Origin of the sequence: Acinetobacter sp. 148 (genome assembly GCF_031196675.1) — a bacterium.
GTDB classification, from domain to species: Bacteria; Pseudomonadota; Gammaproteobacteria; order Pseudomonadales; family Moraxellaceae; genus Acinetobacter; species Acinetobacter baumannii.
Genome location: NZ_JAVIMT010000071.1, coordinates 1 through 25,863, shown reverse-complemented (window position 1 = coordinate 25,863; position 25,863 = coordinate 1). Strand labels below are relative to the sequence as shown.

At 40.6% G+C, this 25,863-nt stretch carries 21 protein-coding genes and 1 tRNA gene; 10 read left to right on the top strand and 12 right to left on the bottom strand.

Features of this window, described 5'->3' with window-relative positions; genetic code table 11:
- Positions 1-45 precede the first annotated feature (45 nt).
- From RFX69_RS12430 to RFX69_RS12420, 3 genes are all read right to left on the bottom strand, one after another.
- A complete protein-coding gene (locus tag RFX69_RS12430) occupies positions 46-1,089 on the bottom strand; it encodes a methionine synthase (RefSeq protein WP_289332871.1) in 1,044 nt (347 codons plus the stop codon).
- Between the two features lie 21 nt (positions 1,090-1,110).
- On the bottom strand, positions 1,111-2,097 hold the full coding sequence (locus tag RFX69_RS12425) for a DUF1852 domain-containing protein (RefSeq protein ID WP_000031355.1): 987 nt from the start codon (positions 2,095-2,097) through the stop codon (positions 1,111-1,113).
- 366 nt (positions 2,098-2,463) lie between these two features.
- A complete protein-coding gene (locus RFX69_RS12420) occupies positions 2,464-3,336 on the bottom strand; it encodes a LysR family transcriptional regulator (RefSeq protein WP_245147164.1) in 873 nt (290 codons plus the stop codon).
- Between the two features lie 255 nt (positions 3,337-3,591).
- Between RFX69_RS12420 and RFX69_RS12415 the strand changes: the two genes are divergently transcribed.
- A complete protein-coding gene (locus RFX69_RS12415) occupies positions 3,592-4,200 on the top strand; it encodes a LysE family translocator (RefSeq protein WP_289332870.1) in 609 nt (202 codons plus the stop codon).
- 101 nt (positions 4,201-4,301) lie between these two features.
- On the opposite strand, the gene RFX69_RS12410 is transcribed toward RFX69_RS12415, so the two are convergent.
- Entirely contained in the window at positions 4,302-5,327 is a 1,026-nt protein-coding gene (locus RFX69_RS12410) for a fatty acid desaturase (RefSeq protein ID WP_098729695.1), read from the bottom strand.
- A 216-nt stretch (positions 5,328-5,543) separates the two neighbouring features.
- Here RFX69_RS12410 and RFX69_RS12405 point away from each other — a divergent pair, with 216 nt between their 5' ends.
- A complete protein-coding gene (locus tag RFX69_RS12405; protein WP_289332869.1) occupies positions 5,544-6,551 on the top strand; it encodes an AraC family transcriptional regulator in 1,008 nt (335 codons plus the stop codon).
- Positions 6,552-6,609: 58 nt separating this feature from the next.
- Here the strand turns inward: RFX69_RS12405 and RFX69_RS12400 are convergent, their stop codons facing one another.
- A complete protein-coding gene (locus RFX69_RS12400) occupies positions 6,610-7,977 on the bottom strand; it encodes a M20 family metallopeptidase (protein ID WP_031999817.1) in 1,368 nt (455 codons plus the stop codon).
- 33 nt (positions 7,978-8,010) lie between these two features.
- Entirely contained in the window at positions 8,011-9,396 is a 1,386-nt protein-coding gene (locus RFX69_RS12395; RefSeq protein WP_001012250.1) for a long-chain fatty acid transporter, read from the bottom strand.
- Positions 9,397-9,695: 299 nt separating this feature from the next.
- Here RFX69_RS12395 and RFX69_RS12390 point away from each other — a divergent pair, with 299 nt between their 5' ends.
- The 6 genes from RFX69_RS12390 to tcuB all read left to right on the top strand — a co-directional run bounded on the left by RFX69_RS12390 (position 9,696) and on the right by tcuB (position 16,795).
- On the top strand, positions 9,696-10,625 hold the full coding sequence (locus RFX69_RS12390; protein WP_000403829.1) for a LysR family transcriptional regulator: 930 nt from the start codon (positions 9,696-9,698) through the stop codon (positions 10,623-10,625).
- A gap of 278 nt (positions 10,626-10,903) precedes the next feature.
- Positions 10,904-12,214 carry an MFS transporter gene (locus RFX69_RS12385; protein ID WP_000383639.1) on the top strand — a complete coding sequence of 437 codons (1,311 nt, stop codon included), beginning with the start codon at positions 10,904-10,906 and terminating at the stop codon, positions 12,212-12,214.
- A gap of 92 nt (positions 12,215-12,306) precedes the next feature.
- Positions 12,307-13,101, top strand: a complete 795-nt coding sequence (locus RFX69_RS12380) for a substrate-binding domain-containing protein (protein WP_289332868.1) — start codon at positions 12,307-12,309, stop codon at positions 13,099-13,101.
- A 131-nt stretch (positions 13,102-13,232) separates the two neighbouring features.
- Positions 13,233-14,162 (top strand): LysR substrate-binding domain-containing protein, encoded by a 930-nt coding sequence (locus RFX69_RS12375; RefSeq protein WP_000421131.1) that lies wholly within the window; start codon positions 13,233-13,235, stop codon positions 14,160-14,162.
- A 103-nt stretch (positions 14,163-14,265) separates the two neighbouring features.
- Positions 14,266-15,672: an FAD-dependent tricarballylate dehydrogenase TcuA gene (gene tcuA, locus RFX69_RS12370; RefSeq protein WP_000543960.1), complete on the top strand. Its 1,407-nt coding sequence runs from the start codon at positions 14,266-14,268 to the stop codon at positions 15,670-15,672.
- Complete coding sequence (tcuB, locus tag RFX69_RS12365; RefSeq protein WP_289332867.1) at positions 15,662-16,795, top strand: tricarballylate utilization 4Fe-4S protein TcuB; 1,134 nt, start codon at positions 15,662-15,664, stop codon at positions 16,793-16,795. Before tcuA ends, tcuB begins: the two co-directional genes overlap by 11 nt.
- A 104-nt stretch (positions 16,796-16,899) precedes the next feature.
- Here the strand turns inward: tcuB and RFX69_RS12360 are convergent, their stop codons facing one another.
- The 3 genes from RFX69_RS12360 to RFX69_RS12350 all read right to left on the bottom strand — a co-directional run bounded on the left by RFX69_RS12360 (position 16,900) and on the right by RFX69_RS12350 (position 20,951).
- Complete coding sequence (locus RFX69_RS12360; RefSeq protein WP_289332866.1) at positions 16,900-18,129, bottom strand: CaiB/BaiF CoA-transferase family protein; 1,230 nt, start codon at positions 18,127-18,129, stop codon at positions 16,900-16,902.
- A gap of 52 nt (positions 18,130-18,181) precedes the next feature.
- Entirely contained in the window at positions 18,182-19,504 is a 1,323-nt protein-coding gene (locus RFX69_RS12355) for an MFS transporter (RefSeq protein WP_086377864.1), read from the bottom strand.
- 226 nt (positions 19,505-19,730) lie between these two features.
- Complete coding sequence (locus tag RFX69_RS12350; protein WP_017393219.1) at positions 19,731-20,951, bottom strand: acyl-CoA dehydrogenase; 1,221 nt, start codon at positions 20,949-20,951, stop codon at positions 19,731-19,733.
- 245 nt (positions 20,952-21,196) lie between these two features.
- On the opposite strand from RFX69_RS12350, the gene RFX69_RS12345 reads away from it, so the two are divergent.
- Positions 21,197-22,144, top strand: coding sequence for a LysR substrate-binding domain-containing protein (locus tag RFX69_RS12345; RefSeq protein ID WP_002124034.1), 948 nt, complete (start codon positions 21,197-21,199; stop codon positions 22,142-22,144).
- 88 nt (positions 22,145-22,232) lie between these two features.
- Here the strand turns inward: RFX69_RS12345 and RFX69_RS12340 are convergent, their stop codons facing one another.
- Positions 22,233-23,408, bottom strand: a complete 1,176-nt coding sequence (locus tag RFX69_RS12340) for a zinc-binding dehydrogenase (RefSeq protein ID WP_000843791.1) — start codon at positions 23,406-23,408, stop codon at positions 22,233-22,235.
- A 403-nt stretch (positions 23,409-23,811) separates the two neighbouring features.
- Here RFX69_RS12340 and add point away from each other — a divergent pair, with 403 nt between their 5' ends.
- A complete protein-coding gene (add, locus tag RFX69_RS12335) occupies positions 23,812-24,807 on the top strand; it encodes an adenosine deaminase (protein WP_045900414.1) in 996 nt (331 codons plus the stop codon).
- Positions 24,808-24,962: 155 nt separating this feature from the next.
- Here add and RFX69_RS12330 read toward each other — a convergent pair.
- Together RFX69_RS12330 and RFX69_RS12325 are read right to left on the bottom strand one after the other, a co-directional pair.
- Positions 24,963-25,039 (bottom strand) — tRNA-Pro (locus RFX69_RS12330).
- Between the two features lie 278 nt (positions 25,040-25,317).
- The coding region (locus RFX69_RS12325) for a tyrosine-type recombinase/integrase (RefSeq protein WP_309169455.1) at positions 25,318-25,863 on the bottom strand (546 nt) is incomplete at its 5' end.

Here is a 25,863-nt window from a genome sequence, read left to right as displayed (position 1 = left end):
ACCACCATCAAAAAAGTAACCCTTTATACCACTTATTAGTAAATATTAAGCAGTAAGATCAAAACCTGTCAGTTCTCGGCGAACGATTTCTGCACCTGCACTTAAGGCATTTAGCTTGCCGCGTGCCACTTCACGAGAAAGAGGCGCCATACCGCAGTTTGTGCACGGGTAAAGCTTGTCTGAGTCTACAAACTGAAGCGCTTTACGTAGTGTATTTGCAACTTCTTCCTGTGTTTCAATCTGGTTTGTTGCAACATCAATCGCACCTACCATGACTTTTTTACCACGAATAAGTTCGAGTAAGTCGATTGGCACACGAGAGTTGTGACATTCTAACGAGATGATATCAATGTTAGAAGTTTGAAGTTTCGGGAAAGCTTCTTCGTACTGGCGCCATTCTGAACCGAGTGTCTTTTTCCAGTCAGTATTGGCTTTAATACCGTAACCATAGCAAATGTGCACCGCAGTTTCACATTTTAGACCTTCAATTGCACGCTCTAAAGTTGCAATACCCCAGTCATTTACTTCGTCAAAGAATACGTTAAATGCAGGTTCGTCAAACTGAATAATATCTACACCAGCAGCTTCTAACTCTTTCGCTTCTTGGTTCAAGATTTTGGCAAATTCCCAAGCAAGCTTTTCACGGCTCTTGTAGTGACCATCGTAAAGCGTGTCAATCATAGTCATTGGGCCAGGTAACGCCCATTTAATTGGCTGATCAGTTTGCTGACGTAAAAACTTTGCATCTTCAACAAACACAGGCTTTTGACGAGACACCGCACCTACCACAGATGGTACGCTTGCATCGTAACGGTCACGAATACGAACTGTTTCGCGCTTCTCAAAATCTACACCATTTAAGTGTTCAATAAACGTAGTCACAAAGTGTTGGCGGGTTTGTTCGCCATCGCTAACAATATCAATGCCCGCAAGTTTTTGTTCGTGAAGTGCTAAACGTAACGCGTCTTTTTTACCTTCAACTAAGCCTTCGTTTTCGAGTTTCCACGGCGACCAAAGCTTTTCAGGTTCTGCAAGCCAAGACGGTTTAGGTAAGCTGCCAGCAGTTGAAGTCGGTAATAACTTTTTCATAATAAATGACCTATATGTTGATTAATTAGGAGCGTAATTCGCAGACCACTGCTCAAGAATCGCTTGGTATGGTTTGATAAATTGCTCTTCAACAAACTTCCCCTGCTCAATAGCCAAACGGCTACGTTCTTCACGGTCATACACAATTCGAGTAAGTGAATAATCTTGGTGCTTCAAGCTTGGTTGATAAGACTTTCCAGCCACTGAATTTGCATTGTAAATTTCAGGACGGTAAATCTTTTGGAAGGTTTCCATCGTACTAATGGTACTAATCAACTCAAGGTTGGTGTAATCACTCAACAAATCGCCAGTAAAGTAGAACGCTAACGGCGCAACGCTATGCGGCGGCATGAAATAGCGAACCTTTAAGCCCATTTTTTGGAAATATTCATCGGTTAATGAATAGTCTTCTTGCTTGTATTCAACACCCAAAACAGGATGTTCGTTTTCAGTACGGTGATACACCTTACTTGTTGAAACGCTTAGGCAAATGACTGGTGCCTTTTTAAAGTTAGCTTTATAAGTCTCAGAATTAATAAAGCTCTTAAACAAGTTGCCGTGCAATTCACCAAACTTTTCTGGCGTGCTAAACGTAGACTTGTTTTTGTTGTGATCTAACAACAGCACACTAAAGTCATAGTCACGGACATAAGACGAGAAGTTGTTACCTACAATACCTTCGATGCGTTCATTGGTTTTTTTATCAACAATATTGGTTTTCAATATTTCGATGAGAGGAAGCCCGCTAGTACGGTTTTCGGCATCAATGTTCATTTCAACTGAAATGATTTCAAGTTCAACGCCATAGCGGTCGCCCTTAGGGTTGTCCCAATGAGCTAAGGCATTGAAACGATTGTCGATCATCCGTAATGTGTTGCGCAAATTTTCTTCGCGGCTCATCCCTCTCGCCAAGTTAGCAAAGTTGGTTGTAATACGCGTATTGTCTGCTGGACGATAGTTCTCATCGAAACAAATACTCTTAATCGTAAATGTAAATTCTTTACTCATTGTGATCAGTACCCTAATTTCTGAGATAAACCTAAAAAATCTTTTTGCTCTTTTTGAACTTTCCAGCCTTATCAATTTTGTGCCTTGTGGTCTTATCAAAAGTGAATAACTGGAGCGCTTCAGAGCATGGATAGATTTATACCGCAATCACAACATGAATAAAAATGATTTAGTCTCATTCAAAACTGAGTGAAATTCATGTTTAGGGTTTTATAAATAAGTATGAAGTTAAATATTTTTCATCTTAGGGAATTTTAGACAGCAGAAATTCAATATACAGCACTCGCTTTGTTGTGCCTAAAAATTTAGAATTTATTATTATTTTCAGTTAATTAAATCATTTTTCTTTAAATAAAACAGATAAGCCTAGAGCAATTTATGTTGACTCTCATTCATCTCTGCTTTTAGCCATTCTAAAAATAGGGTTTTGCGTGGATCTTCCTCAAAAGCACGATGAGAAAGTAGAAAATAGGCTGAACCATCTTGAACGACTGATGAATTTTTTTGCAGTAAGTTCCACTCAAGCTCTTTTTCAATCATATAAATTGAGATGACTGTCGCGCCAAGTCCCGCCAAACAACCTTCTAAACATAAATAAAAATGTTCAAGTTCAACTTTGGTGTAGCCTTTTAAGCTTTGCTTTAACTCAACAATACGGCTAATGCTTTTGAAAAAATTTGGTCTAGAAGTCGAAATGAGTACGTCGTTGGTTTCCGATGGCTTGGTTGCTTGAACTAGAGTGATATATTCATCGGCAATTTTTTCGCTATAGATATGCTCACCCCAATCAAAGTCATTTCGACGTATCGCAATATCAATATTATCTTTTTCAAAATCGACCACGCCGCCTGCTGTGAGTAGCACAACCTCAAAATCATGACCGAGCTTTTTAAATTTTGATAATCGTGGTATGAGCCATTTCATAGAAAGAGTTGGTTCGCACGACAAAACCAGTTGTTTATTGTGGGTTTTAGGCTGACTTAGCTGGATTAAACATTCATCGAGTTGACCAAAAACCTGATGGCAACAACTCAATAAAATCTCACCCTGCTTAGTCATCACAAGCGTTTTATTTTTTCGTTCGAATAAAGTCGTATTTAAAGCTTCTTCTAAATTATAAATCTGTTTACTGACCGCACTTTGCGTCACAAATAATTTCTTTGCAGCTAAAGTCACGCTGCCATACTTCGCCACAAAATAGAAAAATTTTAGTGAATTCAGCGATATTCTCTCGATCATTCCAAAAACTCATAGTTATGTTGTCGTTTTTATCGATTTTTATTTTTAGGTTTCTGTTCAAAATAAAAATCATCTTTATTAAACCCCATTTTAGATGATGAAAAACATATTGAATATCGATATCTATCTTCATAAATGTAAAGCCCCAATCTTTCTCACCAAAAGAATAGCAGCTTTAAGTAAAACAGCTCTCCTCTTGAATACATTCCAAAAAGTACAGATAAAACCGTTCGTTTTCAGTGAGGGTGCAAGATAATGGCTGAGTTTATTGCGGTTATTCTCATTACAATTTTGGCAGTGATTAGTCCCGGAGCAGACTTCGCGATTGTGACCAAAAATAGTTACTTGTACGGCAGAAAAATAGGTGTGTTCACTTCACTTGGAATATCGCTTGGTGTGTTGGTACATGTAACCTATACATTAGTCGCCGTTGCCTTTGTGATGACTTATACGCCGCAAATTTTGAATATTGTTAAGTATATTGGCGCGCTTTACCTGATCTATATTGGCTATAAAACTTTTACTCAAAAACCTGTTTTAGACTCTGCTGCTTTAAATTCTATAGGTACTCTTCAAGCGATAAAATACGGCTTTTTTACTAACGCCCTGAACCCTAAAACCACGCTATTTGTGATTAGTACTTATACGCAAATTGTGAGTTTAACCACGCCTAAAACCATTCTTTTAGCTTATGGCTTTTTTATGTCTTTTGCCCATTTTGTATGGTTTTCACTGGTAGCTATGCTTTTCTCTTCAATGCTGTTGAGACAAAAAATGTTAGCCAAGCAAGTGCAGATTAATAAAGTGATTGGTTCAATTTTATGTGTATTAGGAGTGATTTTGCTTTTTACTAAGTTTCAGTAGAGCCGCTTAATTTTTAAGAAACTCTATAGTGAGTTTATGGTTAATGGACTGAGCGCTTCGTACAGAACTCAGTCCATTTGAGTGAGATAAAAAGCTATGTTTTAACTTTTTGACTCTGATAAATCATTTATGTTCCAACGATTTGCTCTTTTAAAGGTTCCAACATCGTTAAACCGTACTCCCATATCACGCATGACTTTATGGGCAACCGGTGCCGTCATTTGGCGAATGTAGAATGGTTCTTTCACCACAAAATGGTGGATGGCATGCGTTGAACCAAAGTTAAAGCAAAACAGTTGGAACGGCATCATCCACCAAGGTTTTAACACCTGAGTTTGCTGAATGACATTACCCAATTCGACATCGCCGTAGTAATGCATATTGCTAGTCACAAAGTGCAAGCAGAAGGTACGCAGTACATTCGGTGCAACCCAAACAACAGTCAAAATATTAACCACATGCATAATATTTAAAGTGGTAGCTGACCAAGCAATCGGTGCATTTGCCCAACTTGAAACAGCATCTACTGCATGAAAACCTATAAAGATATACCACAGCGACCAATGAATAATTCCTAACGGAAAATAAGCCATAAATGCACGTTTAAAAATTACTTTTCTCACCGTCCAATTGCTTGCAGAAATAATACGGAACAAGACAGCCAAGCCGTTATCACCAATCGCGATGAGACGACGTATACTCCACTGTTCTCCGTTGGTTAAAGCTCTTTCTTCTAAATCAACTTCGGTGCCTGAGTTTTTATGATGGTTAAAATGCAGCTCACGACGTTTCCACGGGTTAATTGTACTTGGTCGAGCTAACCAGACTAAACCCATCATTAAATGATGTGCCCATGGTTTCTTTCTAAAATACATCCAGTGAATCAGGTCATGCTCTAACTCATGGGTGAGCGATGCAAAAAAAGCAATAATCGGAATTGCAAACCAAGCTGAAAGTTGATGATTTATATAGAGCACGGCAGTCGCTATCATGCCGACCAAAGATATAAATAGAATCATCGCCCCAATAGCATTTTGATGGTTCAAAATAGGATGGCGTTTGCGTAAAGCCACGCCTTCTGCTGTTACTACTTTTTTAATATGTTCCGTTTTTTCGCTATCGGTCATTCCGGCAGGATTTTTATAAATATAGGTCATGATTGTCCCTCACTTTTCTCATGGTTCTACTTTATTTCCAAGCTACTTAATACGCTTAACCGACAACGCCAAAATATTGGCTGGAGATGCCAATTGATATTTCGCTCAAAAAACAAAAGATTTTTTTATTTTTTAATTCTTTTATAATGAGGTAAGGAATAAAAATCAGAAGTTATAGGATATAACATGTCACAGACAGCAACGGCGCTAGCCAGCTGGGTTAAAGCAATTCAAAAAGCTCTTGATAAGGCAGGATGTGATAGCCAAACTTTACTAAAACAAGCAGGTCTAGATATTCAGGCCCTTCATAATCCCGATGCACGTTACTCACTTGAGCACACTGCAACTTTATGGAGACTGGCTGTGGAGGCCACTCAAGATTCGTGCTTTGGCCTTAAAGTCGCAAGCCAAGTTAATCAAAACACATTTCATGTACTCGGTCACTCTCTCACTACAAGTACAACTTTAAAAGAAATGTTTTTAAAAATTATCCGTTACTTTCGTATTGTGACTGATATTCCTGAACTCGAATTTTATGGGCAAGGTAATAATCATTATTTTGTTATTCATGTGCCTGAGGAAGTTCAGCCTGAATCGATTGATGCTTTTATTTCGATATTTATTCGCTCATGTCGAGCACTGCAAGAATCGCTTTTTTCTCCGTTACGGATTGAACTTAGACGTTCAGAACCTGAAGATTTAGACACGTTTCAGAATATTTTAAAAGCACCAATTATTTTCAATGCACCTAAAGACATGATTGTGTTTGATACAGCAACGATAGAAAAGCCGCTTGAAGGTGCAAATCCAAGCCTATCCCAAGAGTATGATGAAATTATTATTCGTTATCTGGCACGGCTCGATAAAGAAAATATATTGGCACGAGTGAAAGTAAAACTCATTGAAAAATTATCTACAGGTGATTTTCAACAACAAGACATTGCGAAAAGTCTGGGCTTAAGCATACGGAGTCTGCAACGCAAACTTTCTGCCGAAAACACCTCTTATAGTGAGTTACTGGATCAGACTCGGCACGAACTCGCCTTATCGTATATTAAAAATTCAAGCCACAATATTACTGAGATTGCTTATATTCTTGGCTTTACTGATGTCAGTAGTTTTACCCGCGCATTTCGCCGCTGGACCGATTTATCACCTATCCATTATCGAGAAAAATATCTGGCTTGCTCTTAACTTTTAAAAACTTAGACAAAAAAGATGCATGTAAGTGCATCTTTTTTTTATGAGTAACTTATTTTTTAGTAAGTAGTTCTAGCATCGAAACTGTAGTGACTTTAGCACCCACTGGTAAAGCTTTTAAGTCAACAATGTAGTTTGGACTATGTGGAATATAAGGCACAGGTTTGCCTTGCTTGACTGCATTTGCAAACACAACTGGGTCTGCCACACCAATAAACATAAAGTTAAAAGGAATGTCTTTTTGTTCGCCCAATAAATGATGAACATCTTCTGACCCCATAACCGCAGGATATTCAGTTAGAACATGTTTATCTCCCAATAGTGCTTTTAAAGGCCCATTTAAACGTGCAGAAAATTCTTTATTGTTAATTACAGGTGTGCTTGAACCTTTAAAAGTAAAGGTCGGCATTTGGTCTTTACCCATCCCCTGCATTTGAGCCGCGCCTTCACTCATAGACTTAATGTTATTTAACATGGTCTCGCGTACTTTTGGATCAAACCAGCGCAAATTCATTTTGACCAAGGCCGTAGAAGGAATCACGTTATTCGAATTTCCAGCTTGGATTGAGCCAATTGATAACACTGCCGCTTGTTGCGGATCAACTGCATTACCCATAATGGTTTGATATTGATTTAGTGCATTGGCCGCCATGCTAATCGGGTTCTTGGTGAGCATTGGTAATGAGCCATGCCCACCCACACCTTTAAATAAAACATCAAGCTGATCGGTTCCTGCCATACGTGGCCCCGGTGCATTGATGACCACGCCCACAGGTGCAGGTGTTGTATGCACTGCAAAGAAATAATCAGGTTTTGGCAAGTTATATTTTGTCCATAAGCCATCGGTCACCATAGCTTTTGCACCTGTGATCGGCTCTTCAGCAGGCTGTGCAACTAAAATAATAGTTCCGCTCCATTCCTTTTTTAAAGCGACTAATGTTTTTGCCATGCTAAGCATCCATGTCACATGTGCATCATGACCACACATATGGGCTACAGGCGTTTCGGTTCCATCATCAAGTTTTACGCGCACTTTACTCGCGTATGGTAGACCAGTTGCCTCTTCAACAGTGTTGGCATCCATATCGGCACGGTACATAACCGTTGGCCCTTCACCATTTTTTAAAATGCCGACCACGCCTGTTTTGGCTATTCCCGTTTTAACGTCAAAACCTAGTGACTTAAGCTCTTTGGCAACAATGGCAGAAGTACGCTTTTCCATAAACCCAAGTTCAGGGTGTTCATGAATGTCTTTATAGACCTTATTTAACCACTCGGTTTGCCCATCAATAATGGTTAACGCTTTTTGTGAAACTGCGGGTAAATTTGTTGGACTTGCTTCCGCATGGAGAAGAGTTCCATAACCTGAAATCAAAGTCGACAACCCTAAAAACATACCGTTTTTAATGATTTTATTCATGTAATTAAAACCTTATAAATGACTAATTTAATTTTAAAATTTATATCCAATTTTTAAGCCATAGCTGACTGAGTGGTTATCCTTAAACTCACCTACATAATAGTCACTACCCGCCTGTGCGCCAAGCTGAGCTTTTGCATCGCCTAACCAGTAATACTTCACACCACCAGAAATAAAGTATCGCGATGTCGGGCTATATTGAGCACCCACGCCCAAGTTGTAATACCCTTTAGTTGGGCCACCCGTTGACACTTTATCTCCTGCTCCAGAGTCCCATCCAACTGACACAGAACCTAACCATTTTGGCGAAAAGCGTTGTCCTAAACCCAAATTTAAAGACCATTGGTCGTCATAATAACGAACCAAATTAAAACCTTCCGGACGGCTTGGCGTTGAGAGTACGCCAACAACTTTTGAGATCTCACCGAAGCGATAAGGCTGTAGAGCGAGATCACTCCAATTTACCCAGCGTAAACTACCAAATAGTAACGTTCCCTGACGCAGTCCAGTCTGGAACTCCAAATTCACTGAATCAGGAGATTTAAATTTTGTTGTACCTGTATCTTCTTGTTCTGGCAAATTAGCAATAATCTGATTTAAGTAAGCTTTCTTTTGTGGAGTCATCTGACCAATAGAAATCATGTAATCTAGATGCTGATTAACTAAATCACGACCTTGTTGAGTGCTTAACATATCAATGAGTGGGGCATTTTCAGTCGCGTTTACTTTATGGGTAATGGCTGAACGGTAGGTTAATGAGACTTTCACAGCTTTTTCTGGAATTTGGTAAGCAAGTCCTGCTAACCACCCTAAATCACTGACAGTTTTAGTATGAAAGTCATATCCATTATAGAGACTAAATACATTACCCCTTAATTCAACCTGACTTTTAAAAGTTTGATAGACTGGCCCCGCATAAAGATTCCAGTTTTTTGTGGGTTGGTAACCCAAAATGAAGCTTAAATTTTGTATATCAAATTCTGATTTTGCATTTCCTGTAGGAGCATGGCCCAATGTAGCGCTGGCAAGCCCTGTGGTTGTAATTCCAGGTAACATAACGGTATCTTTTGGCGTTGCAACGAAGCCATTTACACCTGAATATTCCGTGTCAGCACCAAAAGGCTGATCATATAACAGACCAAATGAATACTGCGGTGCCAACTGTAGTTTTAACGCTGCCGTAGGCCGATAATCGGTATTGGCGATATCTGAAATTGAATGATGTGAAGGATTGGTACCCGACTCTACACCACTTAAATCGGCATCTGTTATTCCTAAACTTGCTTCAAAATAGTTGCCCGGTTGTAAAAATGCCGCTACAGACTGCCCTGTTTTATCAAATGCAGCAGCATGTAATGTGCTTGTGCAAATCGATGCTATTCCTAAGATAAATATTTTTTTATTCACAACAAAATTCATAGTTCCATCCTGGATATTTTTTTATTTTGATTCCTCACTTTATGTAGATTTGATCGATTATGCTTAGCTCAAAACGCCAATAATTTGACCGTAGATGCCATATTGAAAAGTTATAGTTTGTGTAGCTACAACATGGATATTATTTTTCAATCACCCTAAAAACGATTGTTCTTTTAAAATGAGAAGTTATTTTTTTTAAGAACTTTTTGCCTGTATTGCTGTTAATATTAAAACGCATGATAGATTTCCCAATCCTTCATATCTCTATAAATCAAGGATGATGAGCGAATACATTTATTATGGAAATCAAGCAAATAAAGTATTTTTTGACGGTCGTTGAATCAGGCAGTATTGGAAAAGCTGCTCAAAAACTCGATGTGGGTGCTTCGGCGATTAGTCAGCAAATTAGTAAGCTCGAGCAAGAGTTAAGCATTCGCTTATTACAGCGTAATGCTTTTGGTGTGACCCCAACCCCTGCTGGCCTTGCCTTTTTAAAGCACTCTCAACTTATTTTGCGTCAAGTGAACTTCGCGGTAGATGCTGCACATTCAGCACGGCTTTCCGGTCATGTCAGCCTTGGTTTTCCACCAACCATTACCGCTTTAATTGGCATCCCTTTAATGAAACTAATGTCTGAACGTTATCCAGATATTCGTTTAGAGATTGTAGAAACGCTGTCGGGGAACCTGATTCAGTCGATTAATTCGCGTCAGCTTGATATCGCCATTATTTTTACCAATGAAATTGATAAACAGTGGTCAATTCAGCCTTTGGTGCGCGAGCAAATGTATTTAATGGCACGCAAAGAAGTGCTCGAAAAATACGGGCTTAGCGAATGTATTAAAAGTGGAATTATTCAGTCGCAGCAAATTGGCGATATTCCTTTAGTGCTGCCACGTCAACGCCATAGCTTAAGAAAACTGCTTGAGCACAAGATTGGACAGCTTAATGTCGTCTATGAAATTGATGGCTTGCATTTGCTTATGGACAGCCTGATTCATCTTGACCTTGCAAGTGTGAGGCCCGGTAGTGCTTGTTTACAAGAGTATAAACACAAGCTGCAATTGCTTAAGGTTGTCGACCCGGAAGTTGAACGAATTAACTATTTGGTGAGCCTTGCCGAAGAAGAATTATCACCTGCCGCACTTGCTGCCAAGTCAGCCATTAAGGCATGTGTGAAAGAATTGATTCAAAACCAGATTTGGCCATGTTCTGAAATTATTTTATAAAGGGTCATTAATTTTTCTAAATACCTAATTAATTTTCTCCTCTCACTCCCTCCTGCTTTTTAAGATTACATTTTCCTTCGAATGATAAGTGGTTTTCTGTTTATCGAAACATAGATGTGTAGTTTGAACTGGAAACAAGGCATCACATTTTCTACGAAGGACACCTTTAAATCTCATCTCTAACCCATTTCCTATTTAGGTTTATTGATTGAATCAGTTTACGTCCAAACCTTGAAGATCGTGAATGTTTCCATTTTGTTAGGCCAAGGAGGTCTCCAATGGATGTCGTTAATAACCGTAGGGCTACTTTTAAAAAAATATTAAATGTAACGAGTGGCAACTTTTTAGAACAGTACGATTTTTTTCTTTTTGGTTTCTATGCCACCTATATCGCAGCAAAGTTTTTCCATTCTGACAATGAATATGTCTCTTTAATGATGACATTTACCGTGTTTGCTGCGGGTTTTCTTATGCGTCCTCTCGGCGCTATTTTCTTGGGTGCCTATGTCGACAAAGTCGGTCGCCGTAAAGGTTTAATTGTGACTTTAAGTCTTATGGCAATTGGCACCATCTTAATTACCTTTGTGCCGGGTTATGAAACCATTGGTATTATCGCGCCAATTTTGGTGGTGATTGGGCGTCTATTACAAGGCTTCTCGGCAGGCGTTGAATCTGGCGGTGTTTCAATTTACCTCGCTGAAATTGCAACCGATAAAAACCGTGGCTTTATTACTAGCTGGCAGTCTGGTAGCCAACAAATTGCGGTTGTGTTTGCGGCCTTACTTGGTTATTGGCTCAACACCATTTTAACTCATGCTCAAGTAGGTGAATGGGGCTGGCGTATCCCGTTCTTAATTGGTTGTTTAATCATTCCTTTAATCTTCTTGTTCCGTCGTACTTTAGAAGAAACTGAAGACTTTAAAGCACAAAAAACTCATCCATCTTCAAAAGAAATTTTCAGCACACTTGTAAGCAACTGGCGCATTGTACTTGCCGGCATGATGATGAGTGCGATGACTACGACAACATTCTACTTTATTACGGTTTACACCACGGTGTATGCGAAACGTACTTTAGAAATGTCGGTAACAGATAGCCTTTTAGCAACCGTGTTTGTAGGTTTGTCGAATTTCTTCTGGTTACCAATGGGTGGCTTGCTTTCAGACAAAATTGGCCGTCGTCCAGTATTAGTGGGTATTACGACTCTTGCGATCTTTACCAGCTATCCGGTTTTAAGCTGGTTGGTGAGCGACATTAGCTTCTCAAACCTACTTATTACCCTTGCTTACTTCTCATTCTTCTTTGGTATGTACAACGGCACTATGGTCGCAACGCTTGCCGAAGTGATGCCAAAACGTGTACGTACCGTTGGCTTCTCTTTAGCATTTAGTCTTGCAGCCGCGATTTTTGGTGGTATGACGCCAATGGCGTGTACTTACCTTGTGGAAAACACAGGCAATGCAAGCACACCAGCATTCTGGCTCATGCTCGCTGCGGTATGTAGTCTCATCTCAAGCTTGTATTTATGTCGTGGTTCTAAACAGAAAGACCCTGACGCAATTGCTGAACCTGCAAAGGTTAGCGCTTAAAACAACTCATTCCTTAACCTGAAATTTTAATAAACAGTACGGCAGACCTTAAATCTCCGTACTGTGCTTTCTTGCAATTCAAGTGAGGCACCATGAAAAAGTCCCCTATCTTCATAACCATTTGCCTAGCTGGTGCAGGCTTAGGATCTACATTTGCCAATGCAGATACGCTCGAAGTAATTAGCTCAGGCGGTTTCTATTCATCTATGGAAAAGCTCATTCCAATATTTGAAAAGCAAACTGGTCACACTGTTCACCTCTCATCTGGTTCGTCTATGGGGGAGTCACCGACTGCAATTCCAAATCGACTTGATCGTGGTGAACGTTTTGATGTCGTTGTGTTGGCTGCTCCTGAACTAAGCAAACTTGTAGAAAAAGGTTATGTTGACCCAAACTCACAAAGCGCTTTGGTGAATTCAAGCATTGGCATGGCTGTGCCTAAAGGTGCACCAAAACCAGACATTAGCTCTGCAGCAAAATTTGAAAAAGTTTTATTAAATGCCAAGCACATAGGCTATTCTGCAAGTGCGAGTGGTACGCATCTTGAAAAAGATGTTTTCCCAAGCTTTCCACCTGTCGAATACAAAGTAATTTCGAGTAAAGCAGAAAAAGTGGTAGGCGACCGCGTTGCAAAACGTATTGCCGAAGGCCAGTTTGATATTGGTTTCCAGCAAATTAGTGAAATCAAACCTTTTACCGGCAAATATGGTCAAGTTGAGTTAGTTGGTCCAATCCCTGCGCCTTACCAAAAGGTTACCGTTTTTGCAGCGGGCATTGGTAAAAACTCGGAACATGCAAAAGTCGCAAAAGAGTTAATTAAATTTGTGAAATCGCCACAAGCAACACAAATTATTGAAGAACAGGGTCTTGAGCAGGTTAAAGAATAAAAGCTCTAAAAGGCAGCATTTTGAGAGGATGTTGCCTTTCCTCTTTGAACGGTTTACTCAAAGCAATAGAACGAAATGTAGAGCAATAAACCAGTGTAGAATAATTAACAAAGGTCAAAGTAGAATTTGCCGTGGAACTTAAACAATTAAAGTATTTTATTGCAGTGATCGAGTCAGGAAGCTTGGGTAAAGCTGCAAAAAATCTCGATATTGGAACGTCTGCATTAAGTCAGCAAATCTCAAAATTAGAAAGCGAGCTTTCTATTCGCCTTTTACAACGTACTGCTTTGGGTACGGTTCCCACCCCTGCGGGCTTAGCTTTTTTTCAACAAGTGCAACTGGCACTTAGACACCTAGACCATGCCGTAGACTCTGCGCATTCTTCACGTTTAAGTGGCCACGTCACCGTCGGTTTTTCACCGAGTGTTGCAGCTGTTATTGGCACACACTTTTTAAAACTGATGAGAAACCGTTACCCCGACATTAAAGTCCGTTTAATTGAAGGGTTATCGGGTGATCTCAAAGCTTTAGTTAATGCAAGGCAGCTCGATGTCGCGATCATCTTTAGTGACGATGTCGACCCACAGTGGGCCATACAACCTTTAGTCAAAGAACAGATGTTTTTAATCTCGCCTAAAGAAGTACTGGGTCAGTACCATCTTGAAAGCTGTATCGACACTCAAACCATTACTCATTTACAGCTTAAAGAACTTCCCCTAATTTTACCGAGCCAACGACATGGGCTGCGCTTGTTGCTTGAACAGAAAATTCATCAACTTAAAGTGGCATATGAAATTGATGGGCTGCATTTGTTAATGGAAAGTATTAGCCAACTCGAAATGGCAACTATTCAACCTGCGGGTGCATCGTTAAACTCGCGGCAAGACTTATGTTTACTACGCGTTGTAGAACCTGCTATTGAACGTATTAATTATTTAATTAGTCTCTCTGAAGAAGAGCTCTCGCCTGCCACCTTAGCCACAAAAGTGGTGATTCGTGCCTGTGTAATTAACTTGATTAATGAAAAGCGCTGGCCCGGTGCGGAACTCATAAACACTTAAGCCATTAGTGTTTATTTTTACTAAACACCCATTCAAGCCTAGCCTCTCACTTCATCTTCCCATTTGAAGCTACATTAGCCCTAGCTGAGAAAGGGAGAAATCCATGCATGATGTAATTGTGATTGGTGGTGGGAATGCCGCACTGTGTGCCGCACTCACAGCAAAAGAAAGCGGCGCTTCTGTGTTGGTAATAGAGGCAGCGCCCAAAGAGTGGCGTGGTGGTAACTCACAACACACTCGTAACCTTCGCTGCATGCATGATGCTCCTCAAGACGTATTGGTCGATGCTTACCCAGAAGAAGAATATTGGCAAGACCTACTTAAAGTCACTGCGGGCAAAACCAATGAACACTTAGCCCGTCTGGTTATTCGTAGCACGGCGACCTGTCGTGACTGGATGCGTAAACATGGCGTGAATTTTCAACCACCCCTATCGGGTGCTTTGCATGTTGCACGTACCAATGCCTTTTTTATGGGGGGCGGTAAAGCCCTTATTAATGCGTATTACCGAAGTGCCCAAGAGCTTGGCATCGAGATTTTATACAACACAAAAATTAAAGATCTAAAGTTAAACCAAGGACATTTTGAAGCTGCAATTGCTGAAGATGGCCGTGTGTTTAAAGCAAAAAGCTGTGTATTGGCCGCAGGCGGTTTTGAGTCAAATTTGGAATGGTTAAGAGAAGCATGGGGACAAAATGAAAACGGTGAATGGCCTGCCGATAATTTCATTATTCGCGGAACCCGCTTTAATCAGGGCAACTTACTCAAATTTATGATAGATCAAGGCGCCGATATTATTGGTGACCCATCACAATCACATTGCGTCGCAGTAGACGCACGCGCACCATTATATGATGGTGGTATTTGTACTCGCATTGACTGCGTTTCCTTGGGAATTGTGGTCAATAACAAAGCCGAACGTTTTTATGATGAAGGCGAAGACTTCTGGCCAAAACGTTATGCGATTTGGGGACGTCTTGTTGCTAAACAACCCCAGCAAATTGCTTATTCGATTATTGATTCAAAAGCCATTGGTCGCTTTATGCCCCCTGTGTTTGCAGGTGTAAAAGCAAATAGCATTCAAGAACTGGCCGAAAAAATCGGGCTGGATGCAAAAACCTTATGCCATACCGTAGAAGAATTTAATCAAGCCTGCGTACAAGGCACCTTTAACCACACGGTTTTAGATGACTGCACCACCGAAAATATTGTTCCCAACAAAACCCATTGGGCCGTTCCTCTCGATCAACCACCCTTCTATGCCTATGCCCTTAAACCCGGCATTACCTTTACCTATTTAGGTTTAAAAGTAGAAGACGATGCTGCTGTGCGTTTTAACAATAAGCCAAGCCGCAACCTGTTTGTCGCAGGTGAAATGATGGCAGGCAACGTACTCGGACAGGGTTATACCGCAGGCGTTGGTATGTCGATTGGCACGACCTTTGGGCGCATTGCCGGAAAAAATGCAGCCCACTATGCACTTTCACAAGGAGTTGAACATGAATGCTAGTACCAAAGCCCTAATTCCAGTTGTTCAGCTCTCAGACCACGAGCAAGAAGTCCAAAGAGCCCTACAGATTTGTAATGCTTGTCGCTACTGTGAGTCATTTTGTGCTGTATTTGCTGCCATGACTAAACGTCTTGAGTTTAACCAAGCCGATATTCATTACCTCGCAAACCTGTGCCATAACTGTGGTGCGTGTTTACACGCTTGCCAATATGCCCCGCCGCATGAGTTTGGTGTAAACATTCCAAAAGCGATGGCACAAGTACGTTTGGAAACTTACCAAGAGTTTGCGACACCTCAGCCTTTAGGTCAACTTTATAAGTCTGTAGGTATTCCTTTTGTCTCGGCTCTAACACTTATTTTCTTTTTATGCATGCTAGCTGTGGTGTGGTACAAAGACACTGACTTATTTGCAGGCTATCAAGGTAATTTCTATGCGATTTTCCCGCATAACTTTTTAGCACTATTGTTTGGAGCGACCTTTACAGTTGCGATTGTTTTGCTCGGTATTGGAATTAGCAAATTCTGGCGTCAAACCTCTAAAGTCATTCATGGCAAAGTTGAGAAACCCGATCTGGTTCAAGCTACCCAAAACGTATTAACGCTTAAATATTTAGATGGTGGACATGGCAAAGGCTGTAATGAGCAAGATGACCGTTACACACAAATCCGCCGTGTGTTCCATCACCTGACGTTTTATGGCTTTATGCTCTGCTTTGCAGCTACAGGTGTAGCGACTTTATACCACTATTTTCTTGACCTACATGCGCCTTACCCTATCTTTAGCTTGCCTGTGATTTTGGGTACTTTGGGTGGAATTGGCTTAGTTGTCGGGCCTGCTGGCTTGCTCTATTTAAATCTTAAACGCCATCCATTACATGGTGACCGTGAGCAAAAAACTGTAGATCGAGGCTTTATTTTCCTTCTACTTATCATTAGCGCTTCAGGGTTAGCACTCATGGCATTTCGCAATACCCCTTACATGGCACTTTTACTGATTTTCCATTTAGCTACGGTCATGACGTTTTTTATTACCATGCCATTTGGAAAGTTCGCACATGGTTTTTACCGCAGTGCTTCTTTACTCAAATTCGCCATCGAAGAGCGTATTTCCAAGAAGTCATAATGTTTAAGATTAGAAAAACTTCCTAATAAAAAACCGCTATAAAAGCGGTTTTTTATATTCAACTACAATGATAATTGAATGGACATATTGAAAACGGCAATAGCTTAAGCAATTTTTCCATCAATAATGCCTTTCTCTTTTAACGCAGCTAGCTCTTCTGCCGTTTTAAATCTCGATAAGATTTGAGCAGTATGTTCACCAAGCTCTGGCGGTGCATGATGATATTCAACGGGAGTATCAGACAGTTTGATGGGTGAGCCAATGGTTTGGAAGTTTTCATTTAAACGATGAGGAATATTCACCACCAAGTTGCGATGTACAATTTGTGGTTCAGCCAAAGCATCTTCAATAGAATTGATGACACCTACAGGTACTTTTAAGGCATGAATCATGTCGACCCATTCTTTGGCACTTTTCTGCAAAAAGTGCTCCGACAATAAAGGGATCAGTTCATTTCGATATTTTACGCGGTCTTGGTTGCGCACAAACTTTTCATTTTCGAGCAACTCTGGATAACCAATCGCAATACACAGATCTTTAAACTGTTTGTCGTTACCGCAAGCAATAATAAATTCTTTATCTTTAGCCTTAAAAGTTTGATACGGCACAATACTTGGGTGTTGATTACCCATGCGTTGTGGGGCTTTACCTGAAGCTAAATAATTCATTCCCTGATTTGCCAGTGCCGCGACCTGCACATCAAGGAGTGACATATCAATATACTGACCGCGTCCTGTGTGTGAGCGTGCAATCAGTGCCGCTTGAATGGCAATGGTGGAATACAATCCAGTTTGAATATCTGCCACAGCCACACCAACCTTTTGCGCACCACCACCTGCCACATCATCAGGCTCGCCAGTAATGCTCATTAAGCCAGACATACCCTGAATAATAAAATCATAACCGGGTTCTTCTGCACGTGGGCCATCTTGCCCAAAACCGGTAATCGAGCAATAAACAATGTTCGGGTTCAACTCACTTAATGACGCGTAGTCCAAACCATATTTAGCCAAAGACCCTGTCTTATAATTTTCAATCACGACATCGGCAGTCTTGGCAATTTCATAAATTAAGGCCTGACCTTCTGGTGTGGTTATGTCTACCGCAACCGAATATTTATTGCGGTTGGTACACTGGAAATAACCAGATTCACGGGTCATGTTTCCATCTTGATCGGGCATCCAAGGTGGCCCCCACATACGGGTGTCATCACCGACTCGAGGACGTTCAATTTTAATCACTTCCGCGCCAAGGTCTGCCAAGATTTGCCCACACCAAGGCCCTGCAAGCACACGACTTAAATCTAAAACCCGAATTCCTTGTAATGCACCCATAACGATACCCTTATCTTTTTAGAGGGTACTCAACGTACCTTCCTGTCATTGTTTATGATTGTTTTTGCGGATCGTACTGACGATCTTTAATAAATAATCCCGGCAATACACCCGCAACAAAATACGCAGCGCCCATCACAATAAAGGCCATGGTAAACGTACCGCCCGATGCCAAGAATCCAATGGTGGCTGGTGCAATCGCTGCCCCGACACGACCAATGTTATAGGCACCGCCAATGGCTGTTCCACGCACGTCGGTTGAAAAACTTTCAGCCATATAGGTCGCGTTTACACCATATGGAATGCCATATAAGAAGCCAAAAGTGATCAATAAATACAAAATATTGTCAGGGGTATTGAAGAAAATAATGATTGGCAAGAACACAGCACTGGCAATTGTTCCAAACACAAAAACAGCACGGCGGTTAAACTTGTCAGCAAGATAACCCGCTAAAATTTTGCCTAAAATCATTGCAGTATATGAACCCACCATATAACTGGTTAAGTTTTTAAAGTTCATATGCACTTCTGTTTCTAAATAACTTGGCATCCAGTTGTTAATACCGTAATAACCAAACTGTAAGAAGAATGCTGTGGTCATCCACAACAAAAACATTTTACGGTGCTTAAAGTTATTAAAGATTTGTTTGTAGATACTGCTACTTTTTGGCTTTTCAGCCACCACTCTTTCTTTAGGCTGTCTGTTGACTTGTAAGCTTTCAATTTTGGTGAGCTGCCAAGATTTTGGCTCTGGCACAAACCGTTGCAGGAAAATATTAACGAAAGCAGGTACTACGGTCAGGAAGAATAAAACGCGCCAGCCATAATCTGGAATAATTGCGCCAGCTAATAACGTTGCAGCAATATAACCTACGGTCTGACCAGTCTGTAATGTGCCCAAGACCGTTGTACGGTAAGTAGTTGGCACATATTCAGCCATTAAGGTATTACACGCCATATAGAGTGCTCCGATTCCTAAAGCACCAATAAAACGTAGAGCCATAAATTGCTCGAAGCTTTGCGTAAAACCCAATAAACAAGTTGCTACAGAAAAGAAAGTCACCGAGTTGGCAATGGTTCGTACACGGCCAAACTTGTCACATGCCCAGCCACCCAAAATACCGCCAATACCCATACCTGCTAAAGAAGCACTGCCTAATGCACCAGCCTGAAAGGTACTTAAACCAAACTCTGCCTTTAAACTGGTCAAGCTATAAGACAGCAGCATAATATCAATGCCATCGACCACCATTGCAAAATAAGCAAATAACAATGCCCATTTCCATGTATGAGGTCCAATCCTTTCGTATGTTCCAAGGTTACTTGGAAATGTATTTCTTAATTCTTTCGATATTACTTGAACGTCATTGTTCATCTTTAGTTCCTCATTTTCCCAAATGAGTCATCGGTAGCTTACTTATGTTTTCTGTATGACTTAATCTTCTATATTTTTCAGTATCTTACATTTGGTTTTAAGTACATAGAGGCACATCTTCACATGAGTATCCTTACGATGAATCTTGTCATTTTCCATAAATTTTTGCGTAAAAATCCCTAAAGGTGCTCCCGAAAGAACACCTCTATTTTTAAAAATGAGTGTGTTAGTTACTAAATGCGGCAATGCCAGTTTGTGCACGACCTAAAATCAAGGCATGAACGTCATGTGTACCCTCGTAGGTATTTACGACTTCAAGATTGACCAAATGGCGTGCCACACCAAACTCGTCACTAATGCCGTTTCCACCCATCATGTCACGTGCCATGCGGGCAATATCAAGCGCCTTTCCACAGTTGTTACGCTTAATTAGAGATGTACCCTCAACTGATGCAATGCCTTCATCTTTCATGCGGCCAAAACGTAAAGCTGCCTGTAAACCCAAAGCAATTTCAGTTTGCATATCTGCCAGCTTCTTTTGAATCAATTGATTTGCAGCCAACGGGCGACCAAATTGTTTGCGGTCCATGGTGTATTGATGTGCTGTATGCCAACAGAACTCGGCAGCACCCATTGCACCCCATGCAATGCCATAACGAGCACTGTTTAGACAGGTAAATGGGCCTTTTAAGCCTCGAATTTCAGGGAATGCATTTTCTTCAGGTACAAAAACGTTATCCATCACGATTTCACCCGTAATCGAGGCACGTAAACCGACCTTGCCATGAATAGCTGGCGCAGATAGGCCTTCCCAGCCCTTTTCTAAAATGAAGCCGCGAATATCACCGACATTGCCTTCAGCAGAAACTTCTTTTGCCCAGACGACAAATACATCGGCAATCGGGCTATTGGTAATCCACATTTTTGCGCCACTTAAACGATAACCACCGTCAACTTTTTTAGCACGGGTAATCATACTGCCCGGATCTGAACCATGATCAGGTTCAGTCAAACCAAAACAACCAATGTATTCACCTGTAGCCAGTTTAGGTAAGTACTTCTGCTTTTGCTCTTCAGTACCAAATTCATGAATCGGAACCATGACCAATGAGCTTTGCACGCTCGCCATAGAGCGGTAGCCCGAGTCGACATATTCAATTTCACGCGCAACCAAACCATAACTCACATAGTTCAAACCCGCGCCGCCATATTGCTCAGGAATGGTTGGGCCAAGTAAGCCAAGCTCTCCCATTTCACGGAAAATAGATGGATCTGTTGTTTCATGACGGAATTGTTCAAGTACACGGGGTTGCAAACGTTCTTGACAATAGGCATGAGCCGCATCACGAATCATGCGCTCATCTGGGCTAAGCTGTTGCTCAATTAAAAATGGGTCTTGCCAGTTAAATTGAACTTTTGCTTTTTTTGTTGTCACCATGTGATTCATCGCATCCTCTGCTTGATTTGATCTTCTTTATTTAACTCGATGTTATGCGTGAAAAATGCAGTAATCAAACGATAAATGTTCATGCAGATATGCGACTTACGCATATTTAAAATGGGTCGCATTAAATTTAACTATTTAATTCGTTGTATTTCATTAAAAATGGCTTATTTTTATACTAAACTCGGATATCTGCATTTAGGTCATATGCTGTTTTGAAATATGATGACAAATAAAAGGATTTGTTTATGCGAAGAAGTATCCCGTCCATTCAGGGTCTAATTTGCTTTGAAAGTGCAGCAAAACATCTAAGTTATACCTATGCTGCCCAAGAGTTATGTATTACCCAAAGTGCAGTCTCGCGCCAAATTCAGCAATTAGAAGATTTCTTGGGCGTTGAACTCTTTATACGTACTCGGCATGGTGTTGAACTCACCATTGCAGGTCAGCAGTATTTTAAAAGCATCAAGCCCTACTTATTAGGACTAGAAAAATGTACAGCCGATGTGATTTCTCATAAGGGTTTAGGTGGCACACTAAAATTAGGTGTGGTTCCTACCTTTGCAACACGTTGGCTATTACCCAAGCTCCATCTTTTAAATCAAAAACACCCGGAAATTACGGTTCATTTAGAAACCAGTACCAAGCCCTTTTTATTTAATGACAATATTTTTGATGCTGCTATTTTTGCAGGTACGCAGCAGCAAATTGACCATTGGCCCGGCATACAAGCACATTATTTAATGGATGAAGAAATTGTACCTGTGTGCTCACCAAGACTAATCGAAAAGTATTTTCCAAATGCTGTGATGATCAATGAAAATACCTATGATCTAAGTCCTGAAGATTTACTGAAAATTCCCCTACTGCAACAAACCACTCGGCCTAGCATTTGGCAAGAATGGTTTCTAACTCATCACATGCAGCACCCTAAGCCTTTTGATGGACAGCGCCATGAGTTATTTTCGATGCTTGCCGTTGCTGCCAGTCATGACATGGGAATGGCTTTAATTCCACAAATGTTGATTGAGTCTGAACTACAAAAAAAGGAACTGGTGATTGTTTCCAATAAAAAATTAAAAGGCAGCCGAAAGTACTACCTCATCCATTCGAGCCAAGACATCTCACCGACTATTCAAAAATTTGTTGAGTGGATTTACCAAGAACTAGAACAACTAAAAAGTAATACAAATTAGCTAAGTTACTTTGTGCGATCTATACGCATAAAAAAAGATTGTGATTGATGAGATCACAACCTTTTAGTTAAGCATAGATTACTTTGAATTAATGACTCATCAATTGAATATCTGAACCACTACGTTTTGGGTCAATCAAAATTTTGGCATGCTGTTCAGGATCACGTAATGCCTCAAATGCATTGGTAACTCCTTCTAGGCCAACAACACCCGTAATGAGCGGTGAACAGTTCACTTTCCCTTCTGCAATCATGTGTAGCGCATCTCTAAACTCAAGCGGTGTATAGCCCAACACAAACTGAATTTCTAACTCTTTATTAATTGCAAGTGCTGGTTCTATTTTGTCACTTTGCATGCACACGCCTACCCCAACAATTCGAGAAAACAAAGGTGCACCTTCAATAATTTGCTGCAAAACGCCCGGTACGCCCACACACTCAAAAATAACAGGACGTTTTGGTAGAGCGCCCAATTTATCAATCATGCGCCATCCATGCCACCACGGTAAGCGTGTCGCTTGCAACTTATCAAACAACCCCATGCCCATGTTAATGGCATCAGAAACATTGCCAAGCAAACCAAACTCCTTCCAGTTGGCAAATGGCGATGTCTCTTTAGGGTCTACCACAATATCCGCACCACATTGCTCGGCAAGCTTACGTCGGTTTGGAGAAAAGTCACTGGCAACTACGGTTTTAACCCCAGCAGCTTTAAGCATTAATATGACACCTAGCCCGACAGGACCACAGCCAATCACAATCGCAGGTTCACTTGTTTTTACACGGCTACGGCGAACAGCATGCAATGCAACCGCCATAGGTTCGGTCATGGCAGCACTATCCGCATCTAGACCGTTAGGTACTTCAAACATCAAGCTTGATTGAGCCAATACTTGCTCGGCATAGCCACCCGAAGCATTTGGGGAAAGCCCTGTAGACAAATAACCATGCTGATCTACATTCAAAAGCGGCATTGCGCAAACGAGTGTATCCGCTTTAAATTTATGGCGTGTTTTTGGACCGTAGTCCAAAACCTTGCCGCAAAACTCATGTCCAAGTACAAATGGGTCTGTAGACTTCGCTAAACCATTAAACCCGACACGTGCAGCCAAATCATGCATGTGGTCGCAGTGATGCTGCATATGTAAATCTGAACCACAGATCCCACATCGCACCACTTCCAATAAAACTTGTCCTTTTGCAGGTGTTAAGTTCGGTTGGTCCACTACTTGCAATGTTGCTTGATGACAAAGTACCGACTTCATTTGAGTGCTTCCTATTTCTTCTTTTTCATTTACTTGCCAGAAATAGATTTCTACAGATAAATTAATCGCTTTATCGGTTTGGTCTTTAGCAAGCCTTTATTCATCTTTACAAGTAAAAGGCAAAATACCAATGGCCATTCTTCAGCCAATCCACTCTTAAAGAGTCAACAGACAAACAGGCTCTGCGAAATTAAAAACAATAAAAATCTTGGTGCTTGTATCTTACACAGACTGTGTTGTCTTCTTAGGCCAGAACAATGTCATCAAAATTAAAAGTTATACAAATATAGTAATTTCAAAAAACTCAACTCAACCATTTTCACAAAAACATAGCAAAACCAAACTTTTATCAGTGCATCTAAACAGGCATGATGAATTGATGCAAACAGATAAGAAGAAATCTATGATTACAAAAACGCTCCCGCTTACAGATATACACCGCCACCTTGATGGCAACATCCGCATTCAAACCATTTTAGAATTGGGGCAACAATACCATTTAGATTTACCTGCTTACGACATTGAATCTTTACGACCACACGTACAAGTGATGGATAACCAACCCGACTTATTAAGTTTTTTATCGAAGCTCGATTGGGGCGTAAAGGTATTAGTGAGCCTAGATGCCTGCAAACGTATTGCTTTTGAAAACATGCAGGATGCAGCACAGCAAGGCCTAGACTATGTAGAACTACGTTTTTCACCAGGTTACATGGGTATGACCCATCAACTCCCACTTGAAGGCGTTGTTGAAGCAGTTATTGCTGGAGTAAAAGAAGGCAGTCAGGCGTACGGCGTAAAAGCGAATTTAATTGGCATTATGAGTCGTACTTTTGGCCAAGAAGCCTGTGAAAAAGAGTTAAATGCTCTACTCGCCCATAAAAATGATATTAAAGCGCTGGATCTCGCTGGAGATGAGCTTGGTTTTCCGGGCAATTTATTTATTGATCACTTTAAAAAAGCACGTGATGCAGGTTGGCACATTACCGTACATGCAGGCGAAGCTGCTGGCCCAGAAAGTATTTGGCAAGCCATTGAAGAATTAGGTGCAGAACGGATTGGGCATGGTGTTAAAGCAGTTCAAGATTTAAAACTTCTAGATTATTTGGCTAAACACCAGATTGGTATTGAATCTTGTCTCACCTCAAATATTCAAACCAACACAGTGCCTTCTTTAGCAGAGCATCCATTAAAGACTTTTTTAGAACATGGTGTACTTGCCACTATTAATACGGATGACCCTGCTGTAGAAGGTATTGAGATACAGCATGAATATTTAACTGCTGCCCCATTGGCAGGTTTAAGTCCTGAGCAAATTTATACAGCTCAAGAAAATGGACTTAAAATCGCATTTTTATCAGAACAAGAAAAAGATGAGTTAAGACAGAAATATCAATAGCAAAGAACAGAGCTTATATAAATAAGTTCAGATATTGGAGCAATTTGGAATTAAAATTTTATTATAGAAAATAAAAAAATTCCTTCTATCTATAAGATAAGAAGAAATGATTTTAATATATGGGATATTTTAGAAAGCTTAAACGCTTTTAAATATGGTCGGAGCAGTAGGATTCGAACCTACGACCCCCTGGTCCCAAACCAGGTGCACTACCAGGCTGTGCTATGCTCCGAAATTGGGGTGAATGACGGGATTCGAACCCACCACAATTTCATTAAATGATATATAAAAATTAATAACTTAGCTATTTCTTAATGTTAAAAATCACTGAATATGGGAATGAAAAGGAAAGTTAAACCAGTTTATGGCCATGAATTTTCTTATCTTGATTTACCGGATTAAAGGGATATTGGAGTAATAAAGTAATAATGAAAAAAAAGTGCTTAGGTCTCTAAGCACTTACAGGAAATTGGAATGTAAATTTTGAAGTATTTTTTAAGTACCCTTTTATTACATCATGATGTAGTTATTCAGCTTTGTTATGTAGTCCGGCATATCTTCAGCGATCAATTTTCCATAATGTTTATAGATCATCGACGTATCACTATGGCCAAGCTGCTCAGCGATCCACTCCGGGGGAACTTGGCCAGAAGTTAAAAGTTGACTGGCGAATGTATGGCGGCCTTGATTAATACCACGTTTACGCACTTTTGCTTTCGTTAAATGCTTATTCCACCGGTACCGTAATTCATGATATTCAAAATGGTTCGACCGTTCGTGATTGATCCAGACGAACCGGACCTTTTCAGTTCGCTTTGTTTTGTTGTCACGCTGAAGTACTTCGATTGTTTTAGCTCGAGCATTACCGGTGATTTGATATTGTTTTTTTAATGCCGTAATTGCCGGTTCGAGTAACTTGATTCTCCGCTTTCTTCGTCTGTTCTTCGTCACCCGGTAAATTCCCCGGACATACGACCTAGAAATTTGAATAGTCCCCTTTTCAAGATCAATATCTTCCCAAGCTATCGGGATTTGTGATCCTAGACAGTATCGTGG

What these genes read in the sequence shown, in the direction of transcription:
- RFX69_RS12355 (WP_086377864.1), bottom strand. Translation starts at nt 19,504, where the DNA reads ATGAACAATGACGTTCAAGTAATATCGAAAGAATTAAGAAATACATTT.
- RFX69_RS12350 (WP_017393219.1), bottom strand. Translation starts at nt 20,951, where the DNA reads ATGAATCACATGGTGACAACAAAAAAAGCAAAAGTTCAATTTAACTGG.
- RFX69_RS12415 (WP_289332870.1), top strand. Translation starts at nt 3,592, where the DNA reads ATGGCTGAGTTTATTGCGGTTATTCTCATTACAATTTTGGCAGTGATT.
- tcuB (WP_289332867.1), top strand. Translation starts at nt 15,662, where the DNA reads ATGAATGCTAGTACCAAAGCCCTAATTCCAGTTGTTCAGCTCTCAGAC.
- RFX69_RS12395 (WP_001012250.1), bottom strand. Translation starts at nt 9,396, where the DNA reads ATGAATTTTGTTGTGAATAAAAAAATATTTATCTTAGGAATAGCATCG.
- RFX69_RS12380 (WP_289332868.1), top strand. Translation starts at nt 12,307, where the DNA reads ATGAAAAAGTCCCCTATCTTCATAACCATTTGCCTAGCTGGTGCAGGC.
- RFX69_RS12345 (WP_002124034.1), top strand. Translation starts at nt 21,197, where the DNA reads ATGCGAAGAAGTATCCCGTCCATTCAGGGTCTAATTTGCTTTGAAAGT.
- RFX69_RS12390 (WP_000403829.1), top strand. Translation starts at nt 9,696, where the DNA reads ATGGAAATCAAGCAAATAAAGTATTTTTTGACGGTCGTTGAATCAGGC.
- RFX69_RS12340 (WP_000843791.1), bottom strand. Translation starts at nt 23,408, where the DNA reads ATGAAGTCGGTACTTTGTCATCAAGCAACATTGCAAGTAGTGGACCAA.
- tcuA (WP_000543960.1), top strand. Translation starts at nt 14,266, where the DNA reads ATGCATGATGTAATTGTGATTGGTGGTGGGAATGCCGCACTGTGTGCC.
- RFX69_RS12425 (WP_000031355.1), bottom strand. Translation starts at nt 2,097, where the DNA reads ATGAGTAAAGAATTTACATTTACGATTAAGAGTATTTGTTTCGATGAG.
- RFX69_RS12405 (WP_289332869.1), top strand. Translation starts at nt 5,544, where the DNA reads ATGTCACAGACAGCAACGGCGCTAGCCAGCTGGGTTAAAGCAATTCAA.
- RFX69_RS12360 (WP_289332866.1), bottom strand. Translation starts at nt 18,129, where the DNA reads ATGGGTGCATTACAAGGAATTCGGGTTTTAGATTTAAGTCGTGTGCTT.
- RFX69_RS12410 (WP_098729695.1), bottom strand. Translation starts at nt 5,327, where the DNA reads ATGACCGATAGCGAAAAAACGGAACATATTAAAAAAGTAGTAACAGCA.
- RFX69_RS12430 (WP_289332871.1), bottom strand. Translation starts at nt 1,089, where the DNA reads ATGAAAAAGTTATTACCGACTTCAACTGCTGGCAGCTTACCTAAACCG.
- RFX69_RS12385 (WP_000383639.1), top strand. Translation starts at nt 10,904, where the DNA reads ATGGATGTCGTTAATAACCGTAGGGCTACTTTTAAAAAAATATTAAAT.
- RFX69_RS12420 (WP_245147164.1), bottom strand. Translation starts at nt 3,336, where the DNA reads ATGATCGAGAGAATATCGCTGAATTCACTAAAATTTTTCTATTTTGTG.
- RFX69_RS12400 (WP_031999817.1), bottom strand. Translation starts at nt 7,977, where the DNA reads ATGAATAAAATCATTAAAAACGGTATGTTTTTAGGGTTGTCGACTTTG.
- add (WP_045900414.1), top strand. Translation starts at nt 23,812, where the DNA reads ATGATTACAAAAACGCTCCCGCTTACAGATATACACCGCCACCTTGAT.